The organism is Enterococcus sp. AZ179 (genome assembly GCF_050498885.1).
Taxonomy (GTDB): domain Bacteria; phylum Bacillota; class Bacilli; order Lactobacillales; family Enterococcaceae; genus Enterococcus_D; species Enterococcus_D entomosocium.
On record NZ_JBMHEO010000001.1, the window covers coordinates 613,271 to 638,383 of the forward strand.

Annotated in this window: 17 protein-coding genes and 4 pseudogenes; 6 read left to right on the plus strand and 15 right to left on the minus strand. The window is 32.5% G+C overall.

From position 1 onward, the window contains the following. Positions 1-9: 9 nt before the first annotated feature. The 7 genes from IGI88_RS02980 to IGI88_RS03010 form a co-directional block, all read right to left on the minus strand. Entirely contained in the window at positions 10-834 is an 825-nt protein-coding gene (locus tag IGI88_RS02980) for a hypothetical protein (RefSeq protein WP_429960181.1), read from the minus strand. A 50-nt stretch (positions 835-884) separates the two neighbouring features. Next, a complete protein-coding gene (locus tag IGI88_RS02985) occupies positions 885-1,112 on the minus strand; it encodes a hypothetical protein (RefSeq protein ID WP_429960182.1) in 228 nt (75 codons plus the stop codon). Positions 1,113-1,156: 44 nt separating this feature from the next. Continuing rightward, positions 1,157-2,893 (minus strand): VirD4-like conjugal transfer protein, CD1115 family, encoded by a 1,737-nt coding sequence (locus IGI88_RS02990; protein WP_429960183.1) that lies wholly within the window; start codon positions 2,891-2,893, stop codon positions 1,157-1,159. A gap of 1,958 nt (positions 2,894-4,851) precedes the next feature. Beyond that, positions 4,852-5,904 (minus strand): DUF916 and DUF3324 domain-containing protein, encoded by a 1,053-nt coding sequence (locus tag IGI88_RS02995; RefSeq protein ID WP_429960184.1) that lies wholly within the window; start codon positions 5,902-5,904, stop codon positions 4,852-4,854. An 84-nt stretch (positions 5,905-5,988) separates the two neighbouring features. Continuing rightward, a complete protein-coding gene (locus IGI88_RS03000) occupies positions 5,989-6,762 on the minus strand; it encodes a WxL domain-containing protein (RefSeq protein ID WP_429960185.1) in 774 nt (257 codons plus the stop codon). Then, positions 6,707-7,084: a hypothetical protein gene (locus tag IGI88_RS03005; RefSeq protein ID WP_429960186.1), complete on the minus strand. Its 378-nt coding sequence runs from the start codon at positions 7,082-7,084 to the stop codon at positions 6,707-6,709. The genes IGI88_RS03000 and IGI88_RS03005 overlap by 56 nt, the downstream gene beginning before the upstream one ends. A gap of 1,638 nt (positions 7,085-8,722) precedes the next feature. Further along, positions 8,723-9,496, minus strand: coding sequence for a hypothetical protein (locus IGI88_RS03010; RefSeq protein ID WP_429969521.1), 774 nt, complete (start codon positions 9,494-9,496; stop codon positions 8,723-8,725). A 393-nt stretch (positions 9,497-9,889) separates the two neighbouring features. On the opposite strand from IGI88_RS03010, the gene IGI88_RS03015 reads away from it, so the two are divergent. The 3 genes and pseudogenes from IGI88_RS03015 to IGI88_RS03025 form a co-directional block, all read left to right on the plus strand. Next, entirely contained in the window at positions 9,890-10,186 is a 297-nt protein-coding gene (locus IGI88_RS03015; RefSeq protein ID WP_429969522.1) for a helix-turn-helix domain-containing protein, read from the plus strand. 206 nt (positions 10,187-10,392) lie between these two features. Continuing rightward, entirely contained in the window at positions 10,393-11,310 is a 918-nt protein-coding gene (locus tag IGI88_RS03020) for a hypothetical protein (RefSeq protein WP_429960189.1), read from the plus strand. A 799-nt stretch (positions 11,311-12,109) separates the two neighbouring features. Continuing rightward, positions 12,110-12,232, plus strand: a pseudogene (locus tag IGI88_RS03025) (transposase); the annotation flags it as partial. A gap of 124 nt (positions 12,233-12,356) precedes the next feature. Here the strand turns inward: IGI88_RS03025 and IGI88_RS03030 are convergent. After that, positions 12,357-13,659: pseudogene (locus IGI88_RS03030) on the minus strand (ISL3 family transposase). Between the two features lie 939 nt (positions 13,660-14,598). On the opposite strand from IGI88_RS03030, the gene IGI88_RS03035 reads away from it, so the two are divergent. After that, positions 14,599-16,140 (plus strand): leucine-rich repeat domain-containing protein, encoded by a 1,542-nt coding sequence (locus IGI88_RS03035; RefSeq protein ID WP_429960190.1) that lies wholly within the window; start codon positions 14,599-14,601, stop codon positions 16,138-16,140. A 109-nt stretch (positions 16,141-16,249) separates the two neighbouring features. On the opposite strand, the pseudogene IGI88_RS03040 reads toward IGI88_RS03035, so the two are convergent. From IGI88_RS03040 to IGI88_RS03055, 4 genes and pseudogenes are all read right to left on the minus strand, one after another. Beyond that, positions 16,250-16,570 (minus strand): annotated as a pseudogene (locus tag IGI88_RS03040) (IS3 family transposase); the annotation flags it as partial. Positions 16,571-16,584: 14 nt separating this feature from the next. Further along, the gene (locus IGI88_RS03045; RefSeq protein ID WP_429960839.1) at positions 16,585-17,124 is read right to left on the minus strand and encodes a DDE-type integrase/transposase/recombinase; all 540 of its coding nucleotides are present in this window, start codon (positions 17,122-17,124) and stop codon (positions 16,585-16,587) included. A 208-nt stretch (positions 17,125-17,332) separates the two neighbouring features. Then, entirely contained in the window at positions 17,333-17,566 is a 234-nt protein-coding gene (locus IGI88_RS03050) for a transposase (protein ID WP_429960191.1), read from the minus strand. Between the two features lie 35 nt (positions 17,567-17,601). Further along, a pseudogene (locus IGI88_RS03055) lies at positions 17,602-18,069 on the minus strand (transposase); the annotation flags it as partial. A 55-nt stretch (positions 18,070-18,124) separates the two neighbouring features. On the opposite strand from IGI88_RS03055, the gene IGI88_RS03060 reads away from it, so the two are divergent. Both IGI88_RS03060 and IGI88_RS03065 read left to right on the plus strand, forming a co-directional pair. Then, on the plus strand, positions 18,125-18,271 hold the full coding sequence (locus tag IGI88_RS03060; protein WP_429960860.1) for a hypothetical protein: 147 nt from the start codon (positions 18,125-18,127) through the stop codon (positions 18,269-18,271). Between the two features lie 528 nt (positions 18,272-18,799). Further along, positions 18,800-19,435 (plus strand): DDE-type integrase/transposase/recombinase, encoded by a 636-nt coding sequence (locus tag IGI88_RS03065; protein ID WP_429960192.1) that lies wholly within the window; start codon positions 18,800-18,802, stop codon positions 19,433-19,435. Positions 19,436-20,027: 592 nt separating this feature from the next. Here the strand turns inward: IGI88_RS03065 and IGI88_RS03070 are convergent. Genes IGI88_RS03070 through IGI88_RS03080 form a run of 3 tightly spaced genes read right to left on the minus strand, consistent with a single transcriptional unit; the run spans position 20,028 to position 24,952 of the window. Next, on the minus strand, positions 20,028-20,378 hold the full coding sequence (locus tag IGI88_RS03070; RefSeq protein WP_301405523.1) for a DUF7006 family protein: 351 nt from the start codon (positions 20,376-20,378) through the stop codon (positions 20,028-20,030). Between the two features lie 41 nt (positions 20,379-20,419). Next, positions 20,420-24,544 carry a SpaA isopeptide-forming pilin-related protein gene (locus IGI88_RS03075; protein ID WP_429969538.1) on the minus strand — a complete coding sequence of 1,375 codons (4,125 nt, stop codon included), beginning with the start codon at positions 24,542-24,544 and terminating at the stop codon, positions 20,420-20,422. 57 nt (positions 24,545-24,601) lie between these two features. Next, positions 24,602-24,952 carry a hypothetical protein gene (locus tag IGI88_RS03080; RefSeq protein WP_301389907.1) on the minus strand — a complete coding sequence of 117 codons (351 nt, stop codon included), beginning with the start codon at positions 24,950-24,952 and terminating at the stop codon, positions 24,602-24,604. Between the last annotated feature and the right edge of the window lie 161 nt (positions 24,953-25,113).

The following is a 25,113-nucleotide window of genomic DNA, read 5'->3' on the forward strand; positions in this document are numbered from 1 at the left end:
CTTTTACTTTTAATTTGCTGAGAGAATCATTTTTGCCCAGCCTTTTGTTTTGTTAATAGAGAATAGTAGTGCTATCATGTAAATTGTAATTCCCAAAATAATTCCCCATAGACCGTTTTGAAAATTATCTAAAATTGTTGTAAAAATTGCTGGATAAATAACCAAAACAAGGGCTATAAAACAAGTTTGTAAACCTGTAGCAGCAAAATTTTTAAAAAAGCCTTTTGACATAGCAGAAAATTCATTGCTTGGTAAAGCTCCCATTGGGATTGGTGCCATAGCACAAAAAATATATAATTCTAAAAACCTTATATAGATGGTAACTTGGACTAATACTCTAATCACTAAAGCCGCTAAAAACATAATACAAAAAACCAGCAGCGCTACTAACTGTTCCCACCATGACAAGCTTGATATTGCTGAATCAACCCTAGAGTATAGATCCCTTAAGGATCCATCTACTTGGCTTTCAATAATACGTCGAGTCAGAGTTCCCGCTATTAGCAATATACCATCCAAAATATCCTGAATTCTCAATATGACTATGTAGCATATAATAAATTTAATAAATGCCTTTATAATCATTTCAAATCCGAGTGTTGGGGCCCCTCCAGCTCCTTCAACCTTCATAGAAATTTTTTGAAACTCTAGAAGAATAAATACGGATAATAATGCAAATGCAACTGGTGCTACAATTGTTTTTTGAATTTCAGTAGATATTCTGTATGCATCATGCATAAACTCGCTTAAGTTCATACCTAATATATTCATTAAATCATCGCCGTTTAGATACCACATAATTTGACTAAACAAATTCATTATTGCTGTTCTCAATTTTTTTCTCCTATAAACTCGTACGGTATTGGTAATGACAAACTAATTTTCTAAACTAATGACGAAAAATCAAATGATGTACCGAACCACGCCGCAGCAACTAAAATCAATCCACCACCTACTATCTGCCAAATTCCTTGTTGAAGCTGTGGACCATTTTTATCTTTTAGAGCGCCAGCAAGGATCACTGTACCCCAAATTAACCATAATCCCCCACCAACCATCGTAAATTTAGAGATTAATTCAAAAACATTCTTTAATAGATCTGTATTATTCATGTATATACACCGTTCTTTCTTTAATTTTTATATTTTAAAAGTGATTATTTTAACTTCCGGTCGTACCAATATTTTTTATTTACATCACCTAATTTTTTATAATTACAGTGTTTTTCTATATCATATTTTTTCGATAAAAACGGATTTACTCCTCTAATTTTAAGGATGCATTCAGTTCCTTTCAAATTCGATACTTCATCGGGATCCATAAGATTTCTTCCAATTTTTTGAAAACTTTCATTGTATGATCCTTGTGTCCCTTTTGTCACACTAATATTCCTATGCTCAATTGTTTCTTTCCCTAATAGCTTCGAAATATATTCATGAGTACTGTATTCCATACCGCCTAGATACAGCAAAACATCACTTGTTCCCAATATTGTTTCCCATGTTTCTTTGTACAAGTTTTTCAACTGACTTATATTTTGTAAAATAACGTTTGTAGAAATCTCACGACTTCTAATAACAGCAATCACTTTTTCAAAGTCTGGTATTTGACCGATATTAGCGAATTCATCAAGAATACATCTAACATGGACCGGTAATCGTCCTTTGTAATGATGATCAGCTTTGTAAACTAAATTATCAAAGAGTTGTTGATACATCATACTAGCCAAAAAGTTGAAACTGGTGTCTGTATCAGGTAACAATATGTATAATATTGTTTTCTGATCACCTAAACAATCAAGTTCCATAGTATCTTTTGATAATAAACTCTGAATACTAGGAATATCGAATGGGGCTAACCTCACACCTAAACTAACTAAAATACTTTTAGCTGTAAGATTTCCTGATAATTTAAATAACTTATACTGCGACACAGCAAAATTTGTAGGATCTTTTTGTTCTAATTCATCAAACATAATGTCTAATGGACTAACAAAATCAGGTTGATCTTCAGGAATATCCCCTAACCTGACCATTTCAATTACATTTTGTAAAATTTGATCTTCTTCACATACTTCTTGCAGTAAGTAACTAAAAATTGCCAAAAGCAAAGAGGTCTCTGCTTTTTCAAAAAAATCATCTCCACCAGTTTTTTCAGAGTTATTGGTGTTTTTCACCAAATTGTTAACTAACTTTAGAATATCGTCTTCATTTCTTATATAACGAAAAGGATTATAAAAATCTGAATTTTTTCTATTAATCAGATCAAATATCTTAATTTGATAACCTTCTTCTTCGAACATTTTAAATGTTTCATGTAATAGTAAGCCCTTAGAATCACTAACAACATATGATGAATGCATTTGCATCAAATTGGGTTTTACATAAAATCTGGTTTTTCCACTTCCGGCTCCCCCAACAACAACAACATTTTTATTTCGATTAAAGTTATCTTTATTAGTTATCTTCATTCGTCCACTTAATGATAGTTTTTCAGAATTTGTCAGTAATATATTGAATTTTTTCTCCTTATCTATAAAGTTTTTTATATCTGCTTGTACTCCCCATTTTGCACTTCCATATTCTATATCTAATCTTTGATTTTTTCGATTAAAAATTCCATATAAAATTACAAGCAAATATACAGTAGAAAAAATGATTCCTAGCACAAATGATCTTTCACTAAATTTCAATATAAAATTAAAAGAAATGAATTCATGAAACAGTTTATCCACAGCACTTAATACAAAGTCAATTTGAAATTTATTATTTCCACTAACTGATTCATAATAAAGGTAAAGATTATTCCCTAGATAAAATAAAAACAATAAACATACAAAGTGAAAAAATAATACTAGTTTTTTTTCCAAAGCCTTCCTCCTAAAAGTTACCATAACTAATAATTGTTATTGTAAAGACTATAGACCTTAATTAATAAAAAACAATAATTCTATCATTCTCCTTCTCTAAATTGAATTCAAATAAGCTATTATAACCTTAATACAATTTGAGTAAATAAAGGTTATTTTCACTTATTAGAAATCTCAGTGTATTTCCACTCAACATTTTAAATTTATCGTTATTTTACAGGTGCATCATTAAACAAATAACAAAAGAGCATTATAATAAATAACTATAATTAATTAATATGAATGACTAGATGAATTATAAGTTATAAAAAAAAAAAATCCATTTCATTTTTTTCTTTTTTTTTGGAAAATCAGAATTTTTTAAGATTTGTTTACTAAGAGAAGCAACTAATTTCCATTACATTTTTTTCCCCCTATACACCTTTAACTTGATTCAGCTAGTCATACTCTCTATCATATTTGTATAAATAATTTAATAATCAGTTGTTTTCTCGAAGTACTTTTAAAAAAAAAGATTTCATGGTTGTGTACAAAAATACACTGAAATCAATAGTAGCCAATAAAATATTTTTGAATTTTATTAAAAGTAAATTAGTATAGAACTTTTTTGAAAAAATCACAGTAAATATCATATGTAAACAGAACAAAAAAAAATTTTTTTATTGATGTTCTTTCTAAGACATTCAAGAAGACAGCTCTTATACTTTTTTATCAATAAAATTTTCGTCAAAATCTATTTGCTAAAAAATTTGCTATCCCTGTATGACTTTCAAGGTCAATAAATTATTCAAAACATTCATGCAAAATTATTGGATTGCGTTCATGTAAGATTGAGATCACTATTGTCAAAAAAAAAGATTTATATTTTATCAGAAAAATTATTAATTTCATAAAACTTTATCCAATATAAAAATTCGAAAATAATTTATAAGCAAGCGTTCTCATGCTTAAAAAGTATATATCTTAAGGAAACAGTTCATAATTATCATAAAAATATTTTAACGCATTATATTATAAATTTTTTTATCCCTCAGAAGTCGGTCAAATAAAGTTTGAATTCCGTCGATGGGTAAACAATAAAATAAATTAATCTCTTAACTACTAGTAAATCCCCTCGATTAACAAGCTTTTTTTTAAATTTAATCCATCCATGAGAAGTTGAATTATTGGCCACAGACATAAGAGTCGGCTACTTCCACCTCAACAAATCTGTTATGCCAAACGCGAAGTTAGTAAATGACCGGTTTCATACTACTAAAAAAAAAAACATACATTCAAGGACTATGTATCCGTGAAATGAACGAACTGCGTAAGCAAGAAAAAAAGTGAAGATGAAAAATAAAAAATAGCAATTTTGGGTAAAAAAGTGTGCAAGTACAAACCATCGTGAATACAAAAACCGAGAAAGTTTTTCTAGCCCATCGATTCTCATTTCTCTAATATTCTAAAATAATTGCTTAATTTTAAAACTTCATAAAGGAAGCGTATCCTTTTTTTCATGAAGTAATTGAAACCTTTCGAAGCAAAAAAAGACGTGTTTTTCTTTTTATTGGGGAACTTCCCGAAAAGTTAGATAACGGCTCTCGAGAGAAACTTCACAACCTTCTTACCTAGGAAGAAGGAATAACCAATGCGATGATCTATACTTAATCCAATGGTAAAATACAAGTGAAGCATACATACACAAAGAAAATGAAACGAGTATCCTAAGAATTTAAATCATTTGAGAATATGAGAATTAGAATCCATTTGACCAATCAAAAATCAAAGTGAGATAACAAAGAAACTGAGCCAGAATGAGGTTTATTCTGACCCAGTTTTGATTTTTATCAACTTATCCGTCTTTCCTGACTTATGCACCGCCATTTATCTCGTTTTTTTAATATATCGGAGACCACCTTAACGAAAATCACTATTATTATATCCATTCATAAACTTTAAAATTCTAATTTAGTAGAACCATAAAAAGTGGTATTGCCGACTTAATATTTCTCTTTATCCATTTTTTTCTTTTGCCAAAATAAATAGATACAACAAGCTAACAAAAGGATAATTAAAACGATCAGTCCGATAATCCACCAATTAATGCTCGTGTCTATTGTCACATCTGAGCGATTCAATGAGCGGGCTTCATCTCCGTCAATAGTAAATTCTTTTGTCCATGTCCATGTCTCATCGCCCGAATGTGCGGTTAGATTTAAAATATAAGTGCCACTATTAAAACGATCACCATTTAAAGAAATAGGAAAATCAAAATGAGAATTCGGGGCCATCTGCATTTGCTCTTGGCTAGCCTCATATAATAAAGTATCGTCACCTTTTTTATGAACAGTTGCTTCAACTGAGAGTCTGTTAACAAATGTTGGCATAAAATTTTGAATTGTTGCACTGATCACATTTCGATAGTTTAATTGATTTGCAAAAACATCGAGTAATTCTAAATTTGGTATCACAGTAGACCGCTCGTTACTTACAACTACTCCAATCACATAGGAAAATTCATTTGTGATGGATAGACCTTCCGATGTTTTCGTATCTGTTTCGGATTCCTTTGGAATTTCACGTATTTTTAGACCGCCAGCTAAAATCCCCTCAAAAGATTCGTTTGGCATGTTTAAAATTGCCTCTATCGTTTGTGTTTCATTTTCTTTTAGTGTGATAACTTCTGGGGTCGTGATTAATTCGTTCATCGAGTATGAAAGCGTGGTATCCGTAACCTCATCATCTTTACCATATTCAACCACACCTTGAACGTTTGTATAGGCGGTATGAGCGGTGATTTCTATTTGAATCTCTTGATTTGTTGCATTCTGCAAAGTAAGAGCTAACACTTCTTGATCACCTTTATTTAAATTCAAATCGAAGTAACCTTTTGTTTCATCAACTTGACTATCAGGATAAATAGGCGTCACATAGAAATTCAAAGAATTTTCTTCAGCATTTGAGATTACAGGGAATATGATAAGTAGCATCGAGAGGAGAAATCCGAATAAATAAAAATTTATGTAGCTGTTCCAATTAAGTTGTTTTGACAAAGAAACACTCCTTTATTATTTGGAAAAGCAGCATCACAATAATAAGTAATACTGCTTTTCTGGTCGTTGGCATAAAATTTTTAATTAAGCATCTGCTCCGGGGGTCGAAGTTAATTCCCAAGAAAGAGTTGATGTGTAGGTCGTTGCATCTTTTGCAGTAGATCCTGGTACAAATAACTGAATTGCACTGTTTTCAATGACTTCAATAGAGGTATCAGCAGCTTGAGTATTAAGGTCTGCTTGGTTTCCCCAAACAACAGATGAGACACCCGCTCCTTGTCCTGCTTCTGCAGTCATTACGGGTACACCACCAGCGTTTGGAATCAACTGTAGGCCAGATGCATGTGATGAAGGAACGTTAGTTGCATTACTTCCTGCATACTGAATGGTTGGATCATTTAAAGAAATCTGCGCCCCTGTTAAAATATTGTTTTGAGTAGTCGAAGTGAAATCGCTGATGCTAACACTTAAAACCCATCCAGCATTTGAGCCACGAGTATCTTGAACCTGCGCAAAACTAACATAGGGGACTTGTCCAGATCCATCAGCTAGATTTGCTGTTTCAGCGACCATATTATAGGTTTGGTCTTGATTAGAAATGACTTGTGAACCAAAGTCCATAGTGACTGCTTTTACAAGAGAGAGAGGACCTGTTATTCCTGGAACCTCAGGATCAATTTCAACATCAGGATCTGTTTCAGGTGGAATAACAACAGATTCCTCATCAGTATTTGGTGTGAACTCAATCTGACCAGTGGTTGTTACATCTCGCACTTCGTCTGCAGAAGCTAATGTTACTCCGCTAATTAAAAGTGTTGCCATTAAAAATGTTGTTGTTACTATTTGAATCTTTTTCATTTATATGTTCCTCTTTTCTTTTTTTTAATAGTAAAATTCCTAAAGCGATTAAAACCACTTTACCAATGAAACTTAATTGACTAACTTCAGTATTCAATTTAGGTAAAGATTTTGCTTGTTTTCTATCAGCGATGGATGACTCCAACACGCTATCATCGGTAAAATTTGGTGGTAATGGCATTGGTGTATTTTCAGAATGATATTCACCAATAAATCCAATACTTCCAGATGTATTTGCTAATTCTATATTTTCAGCATAAACAATGGGAGATAGAATAATCAAAGAAAACAATAACACTGAAATTCTAATTATACCTTTCACATTAGCTCTTCCTCCATTCACATAAAATTGACATTCTTTAAACACTCTGTATTATAGCGATATTACTTTAATAACAAAATTCATTTTTTTCAATATAAATAATATTTTTGAAGTTAATTTTAGGCAAATAATAACCTAAGATTTAATACATTAAAAATTCCTAGTATTTCTATGAAATGTTTTAAAAATATAACAACTTTTAAGATTACAAACTTACTGTTGATATGATGATTTTTTAATCATAAATATCCATCAAAACTATATTAATATATTAACATTTTTTAAAAAAACTACTTTAAAAAAAGTCAACATGCGTCAAACCTTTTACTATCATCTTAAAGATTGCTAGAAAAGAGAACATTATAAACTGTTCATATTTATTATAAGAAAACTAAACTAGATATAAACACTAACTAAATCTTATTAAATCTCAAAAAAGAGAGCTGATAAATTTTGCTTACTTAAGAGATAACGATCATGCTCAAACGTAAATATTAAAATATGTCCATGATTTACTCTTTCTTAAAAACATCAATAAAATACAATATGCGTTAAAATTTTTTTGAAAAAGAAATACATAGAATGCTATTATATATATTAACTATTTGGCACAAACAAATTTTTAAATTTATCAAACTCAATTTTCCAATTCAAAAGAAGTTATCGAAAATTAAAAGCGCAATATATACTTTTGAACAAGCGATATATTTTTTGCATAACTTTAAAGCATTATTATTCATCTTAATATTTGATACAAAATATTTGTATTAAAAAAGTTAGATTCCATTCAAAATTTCAAAACAAATAGAACTGAGATTTTAGACAAATAAATATACATAATTATAAAATTCTACAAAAAAAAAATTAATAACCTACTTAAAATTGAATTTATTAACTATAAAAGTATAGAAAAAGTTACTCACATTGGATTTGGCATAATATAATAGATAAAGATTACGGGATAGCGAGGTTTTAAATTATTCCAAGAAAACCATTTGATAGATGTTCAAATAATTGTTCAAAATCACAGCTCTTAAACATCCAACTGAAGAAGACTTTTCTGCGAAAATATTTAGTCAACGGCTAAAGGTGCACTCTAAAAGCTTGCTTCGATGGATGGATTTTAAGTAGTGAATTACAATGGATAGCTCATCTATCATAATTATTGAAAGACCTATAAACATTCGTGATCTAAAATGATCTGTTTTCCCTATTCTCAAAAGAGTTTACTAAAAAAGACTCAAAGAGATAACTAAATTTCTCTGAGAGACTCGAAGCATAAAATATTTAAAGTACTCAACCAAACCAAAATATATATGATTTGTAGTAGTTAAAGATTTCTTTTAGGGATTATAAAAATTATATCTTGTACATATATTGAATATCTTTTTTTGATGCTACAATTTACTTTCAAAAAAGTAAATTCACATCTTACTTGAATATCAAATATTTTGGATAGTATTGAATTTATTTATTAGCTATCGAATTACTTAATAATTTGAAATTTCATTTATAAAATTTTTCAAGGTATGAATCTTAAAGAATTAGTTACAGTTTAAATAACTATCAAATTATACTACTTAAGTCAAATCCGACAACTATATATCACTAATATTTTAGATACTTTTCTGACTGTATCTAATTAATATCTATATCGTGAATTCTTATCTGAGCAGTAGCTGTAGACCCCCAAAGGTGATCTTTGAAGTTTGCTGTCACTAAATATGAGGATTTTGTATCACCCGTAAATTCAATGTTAAAATTCAATTGTGAACTTCCCGAATTTGAAGTCACTGTTTTCCCAGACGACTCTTCAAGAACATTAAAATTAAAGTCAAATGTTCCCGGAGTTTGTTCGATCGATTGAGCTTTTATAAAGTATTTTTGTGTGTTAAGATCCATAATTGGTTGAACTGTATATAGTTTATTAGATAGAACTGACCAGCCTTTAATTGAGGTAGTACTTAAAACAATTTGCCCAGTTTCTGTACTTTTTTTTTCGTAAATAATTGAGTACATTCCTGGGAACCAATCTTCATTTTGTGATATCTGGATACTATCGGTAGCTTCTGCAAAAGAATCCTGATAGTCCAAAATCCTAATAAGAGTAGATCCATCACTACTTTTACTTACTTCTTTTTCTCCCAATGTTTTCCCATTAATGGTTAATGTAACTTTAGGTTGAGTAATACTTGAACTACTAAGTCTAATCCCTTCAATTTTACTAAAATCCCTATTATATATAACCTCTACAGATTCCTGATTCCAATTAATATTACTTCTAATATTATCATCTTTTACATATTCGATATCTTCAATATTTGTCCCAATCTCATTCGCATAGGATTGAACTGAGTTGCATCCTAACATTAATGTCACAAAACAAGCAATCATAAACGTAATTTTTCTCATCATTTATTACCTCACTATCTAAATTTTTTAAAAGTAAACATTCTCTCGACAATAAACTAACACCAGTTAATTTAACTAACGCGTTAGAATCCAACTTTATACTTCACCTCTTTCCTTCCAGTAGCAGTTCGAGATAATGTTCTTTTAAAATATTATTGCAAAATAATCATTTTTTTTCTTTTCATTATTTATTGTTTTATTACATTTTTGAATGAAAAATCAATATATTTACTAATACCAAAATAATAAAATATCTAAAAACTGACAAAAAAATAATATATAAGATCAATATGTTTTCGCTATTCAAATTTGAATTTTTATATTAAAATAACGTTGTGATCTTTTAATTGGTCACAAAATAAAAAAAAACAGCTATAAAAAGGTGGTTTTATAATGCTAGAGAAAAACATTAATCGTTACCTTACTATTATGACTAACCTATTCAAAAATGAAGACAGATTGTTATCTATTGAGAGTGCTTGTGATCTGCTAAATATCTCAAGCAAGACTTTAAAAACTGATATCGAAAACATAAATTATATTTTGCGTGAAAAAACATTAGAGGTTTCATCAAATAATATTCTCTATTTAATATCAAACAACAACATTGGTTTAAAACAAATATTTAAAAAAATATTAAAATCATCTTTGATGGTAAATTATTTTTACAGCAACACTATAAAAATTTAACTTTAGAACAAGTTTATATTGATTTATCAGTGAGTGAATCATCTGAATATCGAATGAGGCAATCATGGAATAATTTTTTTGTTTACAAAGGATATGATATGCAATTTATTTATAATCGACAATGCAAAAAAGTCCTCCTATGTGGGAACGAAATTCAAATTAGATCGTTAATTAGATATATGTTGTACGAATGCTACTACGAAAAAATGTATGAAGATAAAGAATATTGTTTATTTCTAAATACCTATGAGAAACTACTTAATAATCTAGAACTATCTATCTCTAGTTCATTAAAAGACACATTAGCAGGTGCATTATATGTTTCAGTAAAAAGATTTAATCAAGAATTTAGAACTCCAATAGAAATAACTCATGAGGATACTAAAATCTACAATTATATAGAAAAAATCAAAGATATACACAATCTTTTCTATTTTAATTTTCAAATTCTGTTATCCATTGACATATTAAGCGACATTTGTGATGGTAAAATAACTAACCTAAAGAAAGTCTTATGCACCGAAGATACAAAAAAAAAAAAGGAGTTAAGAAATACAATACGAACACTATTTGAATACTACGCGTTAAAAAAAACAAAAAAACACGTACTAATCCACAACAATGAGTTAAATATATTGATGCGAATAATAAATTTCAATTCTAATATAGTATCCTTTATGTATAATCCATATTTAATTTATTGGGATTTTGAAACGAATCAAGAAGAAAAGAAAATTTACTTAAAATTAATTCATCAATTTTCCCTCAATAAACATTTAAGTAATATACAAAAGAAACAAGAGTTTTTCTATCATATGAATAAGATACTTCAATCCAAAGGAACATTTTCGACTTTTCAAAAAAAAAACGTACTAATAATAAGTGCCTATCCTGAATTTTATAAAGAAAGTATTTTTTATAAATTAAACACAAAATATGCAAACCACTTACATCTCAAGTTATATGACAAAAGTATATACTCAATAACAAAGAATGACTTAAAAAAATACGATATAATCTTGTCTGAATTAAATATAAATATCTTTGAGGAAAAATGCATTTTTCTTCCTGAAACAATTACTTCTACTTTACTTGAAAAATTAGAAAAGGCCCTTTTTATTTAGTAAAAAAGTCTCGAATCTATTAATTTATTTCTGTTCTAAATTTCAAGGAGTCTCACGATAATTGATTTTTCGACCAAACGTATAAAAAATAAAGAAAATAAAAGTTGTCATTCTACTAACACTTGTCTCTTATTTATAAGATCTCTAAATAAAATGTAACTACCCAAATTAATTACTATAATAAAATAAAAAGAGGTGTAACTTAATGAAAGCAATGTTTAGTTCATCAGAATGTCTTGGATCCGAAGATGTCCACTTTACTCCCTTGCAAATTGGAATTAACTGAAGTAATGTGTGGAAATTCTCTCCTTTCTACCGTGTGCGGCTTATGATGCGGAAGTTAGTATAAGCTTATCATCATCGAGCCAAGAAAGTATAACGCTAGAAATAACGCAATGGAATTGTTTTATGTTAATCAAAAATTAATGAAGAGCAAAAACGAAAAACATTCAGATGATATATAAAAAAATGACTGGGCATACAATTGATATTTCGGATAATAACTACCATCGTTTTGAATACTCCATCTGTATTAAACCAATTTTAAAAAAAATTGGGAGATGTATATTTTATCCTTATGATTACATTAGATGTTTTTACTTTGTATATAATAAATCAACTAAATTTTCTGAGAAATATTAACATGCATATTGATTAAATACTCAAATATATGAAAAAAACAACAATCTAAACAAATGAAGCGCCTCCTCAAAAAAATTAGAACAAAAAATATAACTTTTCTGGGGCTTAGTATAATAAACTAAACAATATATTAAGGGGGGAAGCGAGGATCTAGATTATGCCAAGACGTTCATTTGATAAAGCATTTAAAATCGCCGCTGTAAAACTGGTATCGGAAGAAGGATTTTCTGTTAAAGAAGTTAGCCTCCAGCTAGAAGTTCACGACAATAGCTCGTATCGATGAGTTCACAAAGTTGAAAAATATGGAGAAAGTGCGTTTCCTGGAAAAGGGAGCGCACTTTTTGGGCTCTTCAACATTTAGTGTTGTTGAAAAGAGATACAGCTGAAAATTTAGTCATAACCAGTTAGGTAGAGTGCTTAACTGGTTTTTGTTTTACTTGGAAGATCAAACCTTGAATGAGGTAAATTCTTGCTCGAAAGTTGTGGAAATTTCGATAGCCGTAAGCTACTCATTTTATCACTTTTATCTTGTTGTTTGTTCCTTCTAATGCCCCATTACTAGACCTGGTTTTTAAACCATATTGAATCCCTAATTTGTATTTATTTAAAAACGTCAGCTTCTTACAAAACCATTGTGGGAGGTGTTGATCTAAGCTGTTGATCGTATCGAAAAAGCTTTGGCTGTCCTTGTGTTTAAAGTGATAGAGGAGGAGCTGACAGGTCTCATAAGCCCTTATTAATTGCTCGTCATAACTCGAAAGTTCGCCGATAATTGCTTTTTGCATCATTGGTCTACAAAAAGACAGATCATATTGATAATTGGAACTATCTAGATCATAGGCATGCTTAAGGAGTAATTTCCAGAATCGCTTCAATCGTCGATACTTTGTCGGTTTCGTTTTTTTTTTAAGTTGTTCATTGTTTTGATTCTTAATTGATTTAACGCACGAGTGACTTGTTGGAAAATGTGAAAGCAATCAGTCCCTCTTTTTTCGTTTAGGTAGACCGCCTTTACAAGTTCAAAATAAGGGGCATTCATATCCATCACGACGTATTTCACGTTTGCTCGTGCTTTTCGAGTGAATTCAAGGAAATATGGTTTTAAGAAAGCAAGGCGACGATTCTCCAATACACCGATCAATTGCTGGGTCTGCCCATTCATAAAAACGAAACTCATTTTTCCGCTGCAGGACTTCATCGATTTGAACTCATCAAAACAAAGGACCGAAGGTAAAGTATCAAAATGAGATGATACGTTTTTAAACAGGTGTGCAGGACACGCAAAACGGTTACGTCAGAGACAAAATAGCGATCGGCAATTCCTTTTCTTGTTGTATTCTTCGCCAGTTCCAAAGCAATTTGAACCTTTAATTCCTTTGAAAGATAGTCGTTTTCATCCACCAAATTTGTCTGAGCGTTGAATGTCGACTGACATTCTTTACAGTAAAAGCGCGTAAGTACCAAGCGTAATTCTGTTTTGGTTGCTCGATAAGGCAAAAGTTGGACTTTTGTTTTATGTGAGCCAATCTTGATGATTTGTCCTCCATTTTTGATGCCACATTTACGGCAATGGCTTGGTATATAGCTAAGTTTGGCATGGATAAGATTGGTGCGAAACCCCACTTCTTCTATAATCTCTAACCATTCTTCTTCGAAGAATAAATTTTCATCTGTTAAACCTTACAATTTTCTAGTGCAATGTTCCATGGAGATATCCTTTCTTGGTGTAGTTTTACTTTAGAGGACTAATTCAACCAGTTAGGCTATCTCTTTTTCTATCCATTTTTACAAAAAAAGTTTCAGTAGAAAATCCGTAGATTTTCCACCAACACTAGATATTGTAGAATCACTTTTTGATGCCCATTGTGAAATAAAGAAACTCGAACAAGAAAATCGCTATCTAAGAGAGGAATTAGACGTATAAAAAAAGTTCCAGGTCTTCTTGAAGCCAAACAAGAAGTAAGATTTCGTTCTTAAAAGAAAACAAAAATGAGTTGAGGAGCTGGTGAGCTTGCCAGACATTGACCGTTTCAAAAGCTGGTTTTTATGTGTTCCTTAAAAGAAAACAGTCCAATGGGTAATTTCAATTATAGGAGGACGATTTAACATTTTATCAAAGTAAATCATCCTACAAGCAATTTAATATTAGCCCCACTCTACATTTAATGATCTAACATTTTAGTTTTTTATTTTTTATTTAAAAGCATAAAGGATTAGACCATAATATTCTTTTAGAATTTAGCAACATATCCTTAGTTTTTTTCAATCAATCCATATAAATAATATTCTATAATAGCTAATACTAATTAAAATAATATTAAATGATTAAATGGAACCTTTATCTACTATTGCCTTTATATTTTCAATATTTTCCTCAACTAGTAAAATCCGAAAAGTATGTTTCATGTCAATAGTATAAAATAAAGATGTGGCAATCAAAATTTAATAAGTATCTTTTTGAAGACAAATCTATAATTCGGGGAGTGAATAAAAGTTTTCTTATCTGTAATCAATTTAGATAATTATTAATCAAATGATTGTAACCGTAACCAAAGAAATGTTTTTTAGTCTGTTGTTTTGATAATATTTGGGATACTTGCCTTTAAACCTTTTGTCAAATAATTTTAACATTTAGGAGGAATACTTATGAAAAAGACTCTTATTATATCCACTGCGCTTTTAGGGATGATATCTTTAAGTAATAACTTATCTATTAGCTATGCAGATGAAGCTACTCCATATTTAATTTCGAATGAGTATAAAAATGAAATTAAAATTGATTTTGCTGACCAATATTTAGAAGAGGCAGTAAAAGCATCATTAGGTTTACAACATTCAGAGGATGTCACTGAAGAAAATATCTTAGAATTGAGATCTTTGGAGTGGTACAATGGTAATATTTCTGATTTGACTGGATTGGAACATGCAATTAACTTAAGTAAAGTTACCCTAACAGGAAATAACATTAGTTCATTACAACCACTTGTTAATCTAGAAAATTTAACAAGTATAGGATTAAGTAATAACCCTATTGCAATTTCTGAAGTCTTACTTTTGGATAATGTACTAGAATTAGATCTTTCTGGCAACCATTATGGGGAGGAAATAAACGAACTAGCAAAATATACAAAAATGACAAATTTATGGCTAAATGATTGTGGTTTGACAAATATTGATTTTGTCCAAGGAATGGATGAACTAATTTGGTTAAGAGTGATGGATAATCAGATTACGTCATTAAATAGTTTAAACAGCAATTCATTGACTGGATTATGGGCAACCAATAATGTATTAACAACTCTTGAGGATATTTCTAGCTTCGGCTCTTTGCGTGGCGTATATTTAGAAGGGAATCAATTAAAATCGATAGATGTGCTACAAAATGTGTCCACATTAGAAAGAATTTATGCAGATAACAACAATATTTCTAGTGTAAATATGAGCAACAATGATAGCTTACAATATATCTATTTAAACAATAATAGTATTTCAATGCTTAATTTAAATAATATGAGATCACTACTAACCTTTGATGGGCGGTCAAATAATATTCGCCATTTAGATGGTTTGTCTAAAATACCATCATTAAAACAACTATATTTATATAATAATGAAATAACAGATTTATCAGGACTCGAAACTCTTTCTACACTAACTCTACTTCAGTTACAATCAAATCAAAATATAGAAGATTTTACGCCAATAAATTCACTGCAAAATCTAAATAGTCTTTACATGAACGATACAGGCATTGAGAATTCAGATATAGAAAGTATTGGAGAACTACCTTTACTACAAGAACTGGGTGTTGCCAAAGGTAATCTTAAAAATATTGATTTTATTACTCAGTTTCCTAGCCTAAATGCAATTTCTTTAGATGAAAATCATCTTTCAGATATTAGTACACTTCCCGAAGGAATTTTTTATTCGGCTGTAAATCAAACGATTACCCTTCCAGCTTCTGTTTTAGGAACATCCACAGAATTTTCTTTAAAAGATATAGATGGAGGCTTTGATATGGAAACGATTGATTGGCAGACAAAAGGAAATTTAACCTTATTAGAAAATGGCTTAGTTTCTCTGACATGGAATAATATTGGCGAGAACAGTTTCAATTTCTTGGGTAATTATTCCGAGCAACTCGGAAAAGTAGCTTTTTCGGGAAGAATATTACAATTGGTAAATTAAATTATATTTTTTTTACATTACAAGATGTTAAGATAATTAATTACACATGTAAGATGATTTATCCCTAAAAATGAATAGATACTGTAAATAAAATATTTAATTATACGCTTTAGTACGCATGAAATTTAAGCTCTATATTTATGGGACTGATGATGTAGTTACCCCAAAAAGTTATACTTTTTCGGAGCGAAGAAATTTGGAGTTGGTATAATAAACCAGACAAAAAATTAAGGGAAAGCTTGGGATGCAAGACTTTTATAGATAAAAATATAGGTTGATTTTGTGAAAGTAGAAATTCGTCTGGTGTTTTATAGCCCAAACTAGAATGTATTCTTTTTACATTGTAGTAATTTTCTAGATAGTCTAAAAGCTCTAGGACCGATTCCGTCTTGTTTTTGAAACCATGTTTGTTTAATACTTCTCGTTTAAGTGATTTATAAAAGACTAAATCACAGCGTTATCGTAAAGGGTGCCCTTCCTTGAATGACTAAGTAGTAATTTACTTGCTTGAATTACTTCAAAAAAATGATGCCTTGTATATTGAGATTCTGAGTCCACATGAATGGTTAATCCAGCCTTTGGCTTTTCTTTGAAAAGAGCGGTCTCTAGACTTTCAACAACTAATTTATCTCTCATGTGATTGTCGACACGGTAGCTAACCACTCGACGTGAATAAGCATCAATATACGCACTGAGATAAAGCGTTCCTTCGGCAGTAGGTATGTAAGTAATGTCTCCTAACCAAACAGAGTTATGGGATTCAACGGGATAATTTTGATTAATCAAGTTCTTTTGAACGCTGCAACAACCAGTCTTTTGTCTCCGATATTTTCGGCGAACGCCGCGAGTATAGACGCCTTGAGCGTGAAGAAGTCTAGTAATACGCCTACGACTGACTATTAATTGGTATTCTTTTTGTAAGACAAATTTGATTCTTCTGGCGCAATAGCGTCCCTTATATTCAAGAAATATTTCTTTTAACAGTTCAGCTCAGGTTTCGTTTTCAATTTAAGGATTTGGTGGTTCCCGCTGACAGAACAAATGATAGCCTGCGAGTGAGACATTCAGATAGCGACAAGCCTCTAAAATAGATAGCGTTCCTCGATGTTCGTTTATAAAATCAAAAGTTACCGAAGTCTTCCTGTTTCTTTCTGGAAGACTTCGAACTTTTTTAGCAGTTCTACTTCTTTTTTTAACCGTTTATTCTCTTTTTAGAGGCGTGTAATTTCATTTCTACGAATGAATTCATGCTCCCTCTTCCAGGAAAGGCACGTTCTCTATGTTTTTCATACTCTTGAATCCATCGATAAATGGAATTAGAATAGAACTCCAATTTTTTTGAAACAGTTTGGACAGATAGTCCTTCATTCAGTACGAGTATAACAGCTTCTCGTTTGAATTCTTGTATGAATGATTTACGTTTCATTATAATTCCCACCTCAAATTTTCTTATCTTGGTGTCTACTTTAATATAACCCATCCAAGTGAAATTTTTTCAAAGTCTTTAGGAAATTGATAGTCTAAGGCAGAGTGTGTGCGTTTTATGTTATAGAAAGTTTCAAACTATTTAAATATCTTCATTTGAGCCTGATCGATATCTCTAAATTGAGCGTCATTGATCAGCTCTCTTTTTATCGTTTTGTAAAAAAAATTCTATTGAGGCATTATCATAAGAGTTTCCTTTTCGGTTCATACTAGAGCGTGCTTCTTTTTTCTTAACACCGATTGGAATTTAGTACTTGTGTATTGTGAGCCTTGATCAGTGTGAAAAATTATTTCTGGTCTAGGCTGCTCTTTTTCAAATACTTGAAAAAAGAGTCCACAACTATTTGATCCTTCATTCTGGATGACATAGACCATCCAACAATTTTTTATCGTGCAGACATTAATAAGTAAAGATAAATAAAGCGTTCCTTCTTTCAGTGATATCCTCCCCCTATATAGGACACTAAAATATAAAAGTCCTGTATAGGGGGTATTTTGTATGCCAAAAAGAAAGATGAAACTCACTCCAGAAAAACGAATAGAACTAGTAGATAGCTATTTGAATCGTGAAGACAGTATGACCAGCCTAGCTCGCGTTGTAGGCATTAGTTGGGTTGCTTTTAAGGAACTGGATTATGCTTTATGAGAATGGGTGTCTTACTGGCTTATTAGCATGACGTAAGAATACACACTATACGATTGAAACAAAGATTCAGACTGTAAATGATTACCTTAATGGTTTAGGGATTTTGTCGGAAATTACTAAGATATACGGACTAATAAATCTTAACTAACTACGAGACTGAATAAAGATATAGAACACTCATAGAAACTTCAAAACAGAAAACGGTGGAAGTCCAATGAGTCACTCAAGAAAAATAACCTTCAAAGAACGAGAGGAAATTGTCCACTATATGTATTGTACATGATCATAACTACGGTAAAACGGCTGTCAAGTAACAGGTATCCTGCTTACAGCTAAGTAATTGGGTACTAAAATATGAGTAAATGGGCGAAGCCGGCTTAAAAGATCGCCGAGTACATCGAGCTGGAACAGAACCCAGTCGGACATCTGAAGAAGAAATGCATGATCGACTGGCTGAACAAGAACGCAAAATAAAACGGTTAGAAATGGAAAATGATCTCTTAAAAAAATCAAGGAGTTAGAAAGGAAGTGGGACTAGAACTTATCCGTCATATCTTTGAATACCAAGCAATTAAGGAACTCCATGATCTCAAAAGTTATTCGATAAAACGAATGTATGGTTTTTTACACGGATCCAGATCAGCGTATTACCGTTGGTTAAAGCAACCAAAATCAGCTCAAACTATCTTTAACGGAAACTTGGCAGACCTAGTAAGATATATCTATGAAGCAGCTAACGACAATGTGTATCGGAGAATCCGCGACGATTTGGTCCAAAACTTTGGTTTGCACATCAATGACAAAAGAGTATTGCGGATTTGTCGTAGTCTTCAAATTAAATCTACCGTCAAACACCATCCAAACGGAATTACGAAAGCTTCCAATAATCCTTATCATATTTACAAGAACTATCTAAATAGAAATTTACATGCAGATAAACCAAATGAAAAATGGCTAACTGATGTCAGTGAATTCAAATGCACTCTAGAAAACCAAGTAATGAAGATTTACGTTAGTGTTATTCTAGACTTAGCAGATCGGCGTATTGTTTCATTCATCATTAGCGATAGAAATGATGATAAGTTGGTTTTTGATACCTTTGACGAAGCGATGCGACTTGAGCCTGAGGCTCATCCGCTATTCCATAGCGATCAAGGGTTTTAGTACACCATTAAAAATATGAGAACTAAAATCAAAATCAAGGGATAAAACAAAGCATTTCTCGTGTTGCCCATCGTATTGATAGTGGACCAAAAAAAATAAAATAAATGACAAAAACTTTTATGTTTCTGACCCCATCTAATATTTGTCCTAATACTCATAAATCTAAATTTAAATTGAACAATGATTTAGTTACGAGTTTATGAACACAAAAACAGAGCAATACTTATTAGTTATGATATCTAAAAAGAGTGTCCAGAAAATCGTCATTTTCTGAACACTCATTTCAACAATTTAATCGTATACATTTTTTTGAAATTTAATTTGCTCAACATATCTGGCCGCCAAGAACGGTTTATATAGTCCAATCGGAAAGTAGACAAACTGGGTATACTCTGTTGACCTCTTAATGAAATGCTTTCTGAACTAATTAATTAAGCAACTGAAGGAGCTAAGAAATGAGCAATTGAAAATTAGCTATACTTTAAAATCTTATATTCTCTTAAAATAGTTTTCTTCGAAAAAAAATCGACACCCTTGAAAAGGTTACCGATTTTCCTTATGAATAGACTTCATCTGTCATATTCTAGTATTTTCATGTTACGTTAAAAATGATTGTATGGTATGATTGATCACCCCTACTATATCCGCAAAGTTCTTTGTAATAATTCTTATAGTCTTTTTCAGCCAGACTAATAATTTCACCACTAGAAAATTCATCAAATTTAATTAAATCAAAAATGATAGATAGTCTTGAGTCAATACCCAAAATTTGTGGGAATACTTCCCAGAAATTCTCTTGCGAAATTTCCGCAATTAATATACATAGAACTTCCCGTTGACTTTCGATATAAGCTTTTACTTCGTTTTGATCAGTTTGGTTTAACTTAGTTTCTTCATCGAAACCATTTAGGTATGTTTCTAGGTTAGTAAATTTATCGATCACAACAATTTTCCCCCCTTTACTTATGAGGGACTTCCCTCTCTTTATTCATGATCATATTTATCATTTTTCATAAATTTAATAGCAAAGAAAACAAGTATCCCCCCAATTGCAATCATTATGAGCTGCCCAATGACATCTTCCCCAGTTCTTGGCAGATACTTACTTCCACTACCCGATGACTCGTCTTTAGGAACTGATTCATCAAAATTTTTTCTATTCTCTTTTATTAAAAATATTGCTGCTTCCTGTTCACTTTCAATTCTGAAAGTTATTGGTGTTGCATCCAACTCATAACCAGTCGGTGCTTGCGTTTCTACCAGCTGATATGTTCCTGGTGCCAAACCTTCGATCGCTAGTCTTCCGTCAACGCCCGTGGTTAACCCAGACTGCAAAGCTGTTCCATCTTTATCTTGTAACTCAAAGACCGCTCCTTGTAAGACTTCTCCACTTTGATCATCAATTTTGGTTAACACGACACCCCCTGGTGTCAATCGATTTTCTTTTGCCATTTCTACGACCGCTGTCTGACTTCGTTCAATCTCAAATTTAATCGGGGTCGCATCCAACTCATAACCAGTCGGTGCTTGCGTTTCTACCAGCTGATATGTTCCTGGTGCCAAACCTTCGATCGCTAGTCTTCCGTCAACGCCCGTGGTTAACCCAGACTGCAGAGCTGTTCCATCTTTATCTTGTAACTCAAAGACCGCTCCTTGTAAGACTTCTCCACTTTGATCATCAATTTTGGTTAATACGACACCCCCTGGTGTCAATCGATTTTCTTTTGTCAATTCTACGACCGCTGTCTGACTTCGTTCAATCTCAAATTTAATCGGGGTCGCATCCAACTCATAACCAGTCGGTGCTTGCGTTTCTACCAGCTGATATGTTCCTGGTGCCAAACCTTCGATCGCTAGTCTTCCGTCAACGCCCGTGGTTAACCCAGACTGCAAAGCTGTTCCATCTTTATCTTGTAACTCAAAGACCGCTCCTTGTAAGACTTCTCCACTTTGATCATCAATTTTGGTTAACACGACACCCCCTGGTGTCAATCGATTTTCTTTTGTCAATTCTACGACCGCTGTCTGACTTCGTTCAATCTCAAATTTAATCGGGGTCGCATCCAACTCATAACCAGTCGGTGCTTGCGTTTCTACCAGCTGATATGTTCCTGGTGCCAAACCTTCGATCGCTAGTCTTCCGTCAACGCCCGTGGTTAACCCAGACTGCAAAGCTGTTCCATCTTTATCTTGTAACTCAAAGACCGCTCCTTGTAAGACTTCTCCACTTTGATCATCAATTTTGGTTAACACGACACCCCCTGGTGTCAATCGATTTTCTTTTGTCAATTCTACGACCGCTGTCTGACTTCGTTCAATCTCAAATTTAATCGGGGTCGCATCCAACTCATAACCAGTCGGTGCTTGCGTTTCTACCAGCTGATATGTTCCTGGTGCCAAACCTTCGATCGCTAGTCTTCCGTCAACGCCCGTGGTTAACCCAGACTGCAAAGCTGTTCCATCTTTATCTTGTAACTCAAAGACCGCTCCTTGTAAGACTTCTCCACTTTGATCATCAATTTTGGTTAACACGACACCCCCTGGTGTCAATCGATTTTCTTTTGTCAATTCTACGACCGCTGTCTGACTTCGTTCAATCTCAAATTTAATCGGGGTCGCATCCAACTCATAACCAGTCGGTGCTTGCGTTTCTACCAGCTGATATGTTCCTGGTGCCAAACCTTCGATCGCTAGTCTTCCGTCAACGCCTGTGGTTAACCCAGACTGCAAAGCTGTTCCATCTTTATCTTGTAACTCAAAGACCGCTCCTTGTAAGACTTCTCCACTTTGATCATCAATTTTGGTTAACACGACACCCCCTGGTGTCAATCGATTTTCTTTTGTCAATTCTACGACCGCTGTCTGACTTCGTTCAATCTCAAATTTAATCGGGGTCGCATCCAACTCATAACCAGTCGGTGCTTGCGTTTCTACCAGCTGATATGTTCCTGGTGCCAAACCTTCGATCGCTAGTCTTCCGTCAACGCCTGTGGTTAACCCAGACTGCAAAGCTGTTCCATCTTTATCTTGTAACTCAAAGACCGCTCCTTGTAAGACTTCCCGACTCTCTTCAGCGTATTTTATTAGTTTGACGCTGCCGGTATCAAGGATATTTTGAATAGTTAATGTTACTTCTTCTATCGAGTTTTCATTTATGAAAACTTCATGGAGCGTTGAATCTAAAAGATATCCTTCTGGAGCTTGTGTTTCTCGGATTTGATATCTACCTACAGGCAGTGGTTCGCTTATAAACTCACCATTTTCATTTGTTTTACCTTCTGCTATTAATTGTGAATCACTGGATAAGATTTCAAACCCTGCTCCCGGTAGTCGTTGGCCGTTCTCATCTGTTTTAATTACTTTGATACGTCCATCAATTTTTCTCGTACTTACAACACTTGTGTTTAGCCTGCTGTCCCCATTCACTAAAGTTGCAAAATTTGAAATTTGGTCACCAACTGAATAGGCTGCTACATTGACCTTAAAAGAGAGTGTGAAATTTATTGGACCGACAATCTCACGATTCGCACTGAACCGAACTACATTATCATCCACATCTGTATCAATGAAGGAAGGAATATCTGACAGAAATGAGTCAAATACCATCCCCTCTTCCAAAACATCTTCAATAACTAGAGTATTGCTTGTACCAGAAAACATTGAAACATGTAGAGAATACGTTAGTTCATCTTCATCAAGGTTGATAATATTTTTATCCACACTTTTTCTTAAAGATATCGCAGGAAGATTGCTCGCTGGAATTCTCAAACGATAGGATTGCTCAATTACTTGATTATTATAGGTCATGCTCGCATAGTTTCGAGAAAAACCATCCTCTTGCCTTCCTTCATTGAACAAATCAACATCGGTCACTTCAAGAGCATATTCAATAATATACGCTTGCTCCCCTGTTAGATCACCAAAATCCACAATGAGTGTATTCGTTTCCCTATTGAATGATACCCTATCAACAAAATCCTCGGAGACATAATGGAAACTATTTCCTGCTTCACCAGGATTCGTTACTTCCGCAATTCGAACTCCGCCGGAAATGGTCTCTGTATTTCCACTAGCATTCCAAGTGCTCGGATTTGAAGCTAGTGTTGTTCCTTGTGGTAATACATCCGTGACCACTACACCATCTTTTTGTGATCCATCATAATTGACCGTTAATATAAACTTGTTACTATTAGTTACATCTTGCCCGTCAATTTGTAGATTACCAAGCGCACCTTGGCTGTCACTTTCTCTAGAGCCATAGTAAAGTTTCGAAAAAATAGGCTTTGATAAAGCCGCAGGTGTAATAGAAAATTCCGTGTTTACAACTTGTTCAGCATAGCTAATTTGCACATTATATGGGTTATTCGGAGCTGTCCCGCCTGTTTGAAAAGTTGCAACTTCAAACATAATGCTGAATGTATAAAGCTGAGCAGCTTCCCCCAGTCCTTCATAATCAAAAGTAAAAGGAAAAACAACATCTGTTCCTTCTTGATAAAATGCCAATGGCTTTAAAGGTGATCCAGCAGACACATTTACTACAATAGACGCAACTGATCCTATTGATTCTCTAGGAACTCGAACGAACATCTCTCCGTACTCTTCAAGAATATCACCCGCACCACCTTGAATATACCCAGTCAATGTTTGTGTATTTCTACTTATCAAGGTTGGATGCGTGGCAGAAATACCGATATCATAACTCAAAAGATTCTCTTCTTTGTTTATCTGTGGTTCTTGCGATACAGACGGATCAGAAGAATCTACTTCACTAGAAGAGGCACTGCTACTTTCTTCTGGCGCATTGATTGCAATTGAAACTGTATTGGATTTAATATCACCACTTCTTGCAGTTAACTCATATTCCCCTGAATATTCAGAAGAATAGGTAATCACACGCTCATTATCGCTGACTTGATTCACTTCCCCTTCAGTCAAGTCTTGACTCTTTTCAATGATCAATGCATCTAGAACCTCTGGGGTCCCTTGGACTCGCAGTTGAAAATTCTCTCCTTGTGCAGCTTCTGTTCGATCAATTTCAATTAATAATGATCTATCAGACAATTCGGTTAAAGATTCTGCTAATGCGGTTATTCCCCCTACCTGATTCATAATGATAAGTAAGGTTAAAAATAGATTTATTGTTTTTTGAACTATGTTTTTCAATTGTTACTCCTCCTTGTAATTTTGACTAAATAATAAGGTGCCTGATAATTTTCTAAAAAGATTCCCCAACTCAAATCTGCTTTGTTCACCATCATGTATTTGGGGCTCCTCTTCAAGCCTCACAAGATATGCTGTAAATAACGCTAATGGCTGTCGGTCATTTTCAATTTCTTCAGGTGAATGATCTGATATTTTCGTATTACTTTTAGTTATCTTTGTTACTCGACCATAACTAACTTTTCGCGAATTTTGTAAATCATCTATTTTAGATTCCGAATCATCAAAAGGAATCCACCTGAAAAATACACTAATCAGTAATAAAAAGACCGAAGTTATACTTATTTTTTTATTCATTTTGGTCGTTACCTACCATTCTTTAAACACCTCTCACCAAAAAAACTGTATGTGCTATCCTGTAAAAATAGTATACTGAAACATTCACGATCAATTTGGTCATAACGGGACATTTTTTATTCATTATTTTCATTTGGAGAAAATAATCTATAAAAAAAGCC

What these genes read in the sequence shown, in the direction of transcription:
- IGI88_RS02985 (WP_429960182.1), bottom strand. Translation starts at nt 1,112, where the DNA reads ATGAATAATACAGATCTATTAAAGAATGTTTTTGAATTAATCTCTAAA.
- IGI88_RS02990 (WP_429960183.1), bottom strand. Translation starts at nt 2,893, where the DNA reads ATGGTAACTTTTAGGAGGAAGGCTTTGGAAAAAAAACTAGTATTATTT.
- IGI88_RS03000 (WP_429960185.1), bottom strand. Translation starts at nt 6,762, where the DNA reads ATGAAAAAGATTCAAATAGTAACAACAACATTTTTAATGGCAACACTT.
- IGI88_RS03010 (WP_429969521.1), bottom strand. Translation starts at nt 9,496, where the DNA reads ATGAGAAAAATTACGTTTATGATTGCTTGTTTTGTGACATTAATGTTA.
- IGI88_RS03015 (WP_429969522.1), top strand. Translation starts at nt 9,890, where the DNA reads ATGCTAGAGAAAAACATTAATCGTTACCTTACTATTATGACTAACCTA.
- IGI88_RS03020 (WP_429960189.1), top strand. Translation starts at nt 10,393, where the DNA reads ATGTATGAAGATAAAGAATATTGTTTATTTCTAAATACCTATGAGAAA.
- IGI88_RS03035 (WP_429960190.1), top strand. Translation starts at nt 14,599, where the DNA reads ATGAAAAAGACTCTTATTATATCCACTGCGCTTTTAGGGATGATATCT.
- IGI88_RS03050 (WP_429960191.1), bottom strand. Translation starts at nt 17,566, where the DNA reads ATGAAACGTAAATCATTCATACAAGAATTCAAACGAGAAGCTGTTATA.
- IGI88_RS03060 (WP_429960860.1), top strand. Translation starts at nt 18,125, where the DNA reads ATGCCAAAAAGAAAGATGAAACTCACTCCAGAAAAACGAATAGAACTA.
- IGI88_RS03075 (WP_429969538.1), bottom strand. Translation starts at nt 24,544, where the DNA reads ATGAATCAGGTAGGGGGAATAACCGCATTAGCAGAATCTTTAACCGAA.
- IGI88_RS03080 (WP_301389907.1), bottom strand. Translation starts at nt 24,952, where the DNA reads ATGAATAAAAAAATAAGTATAACTTCGGTCTTTTTATTACTGATTAGT.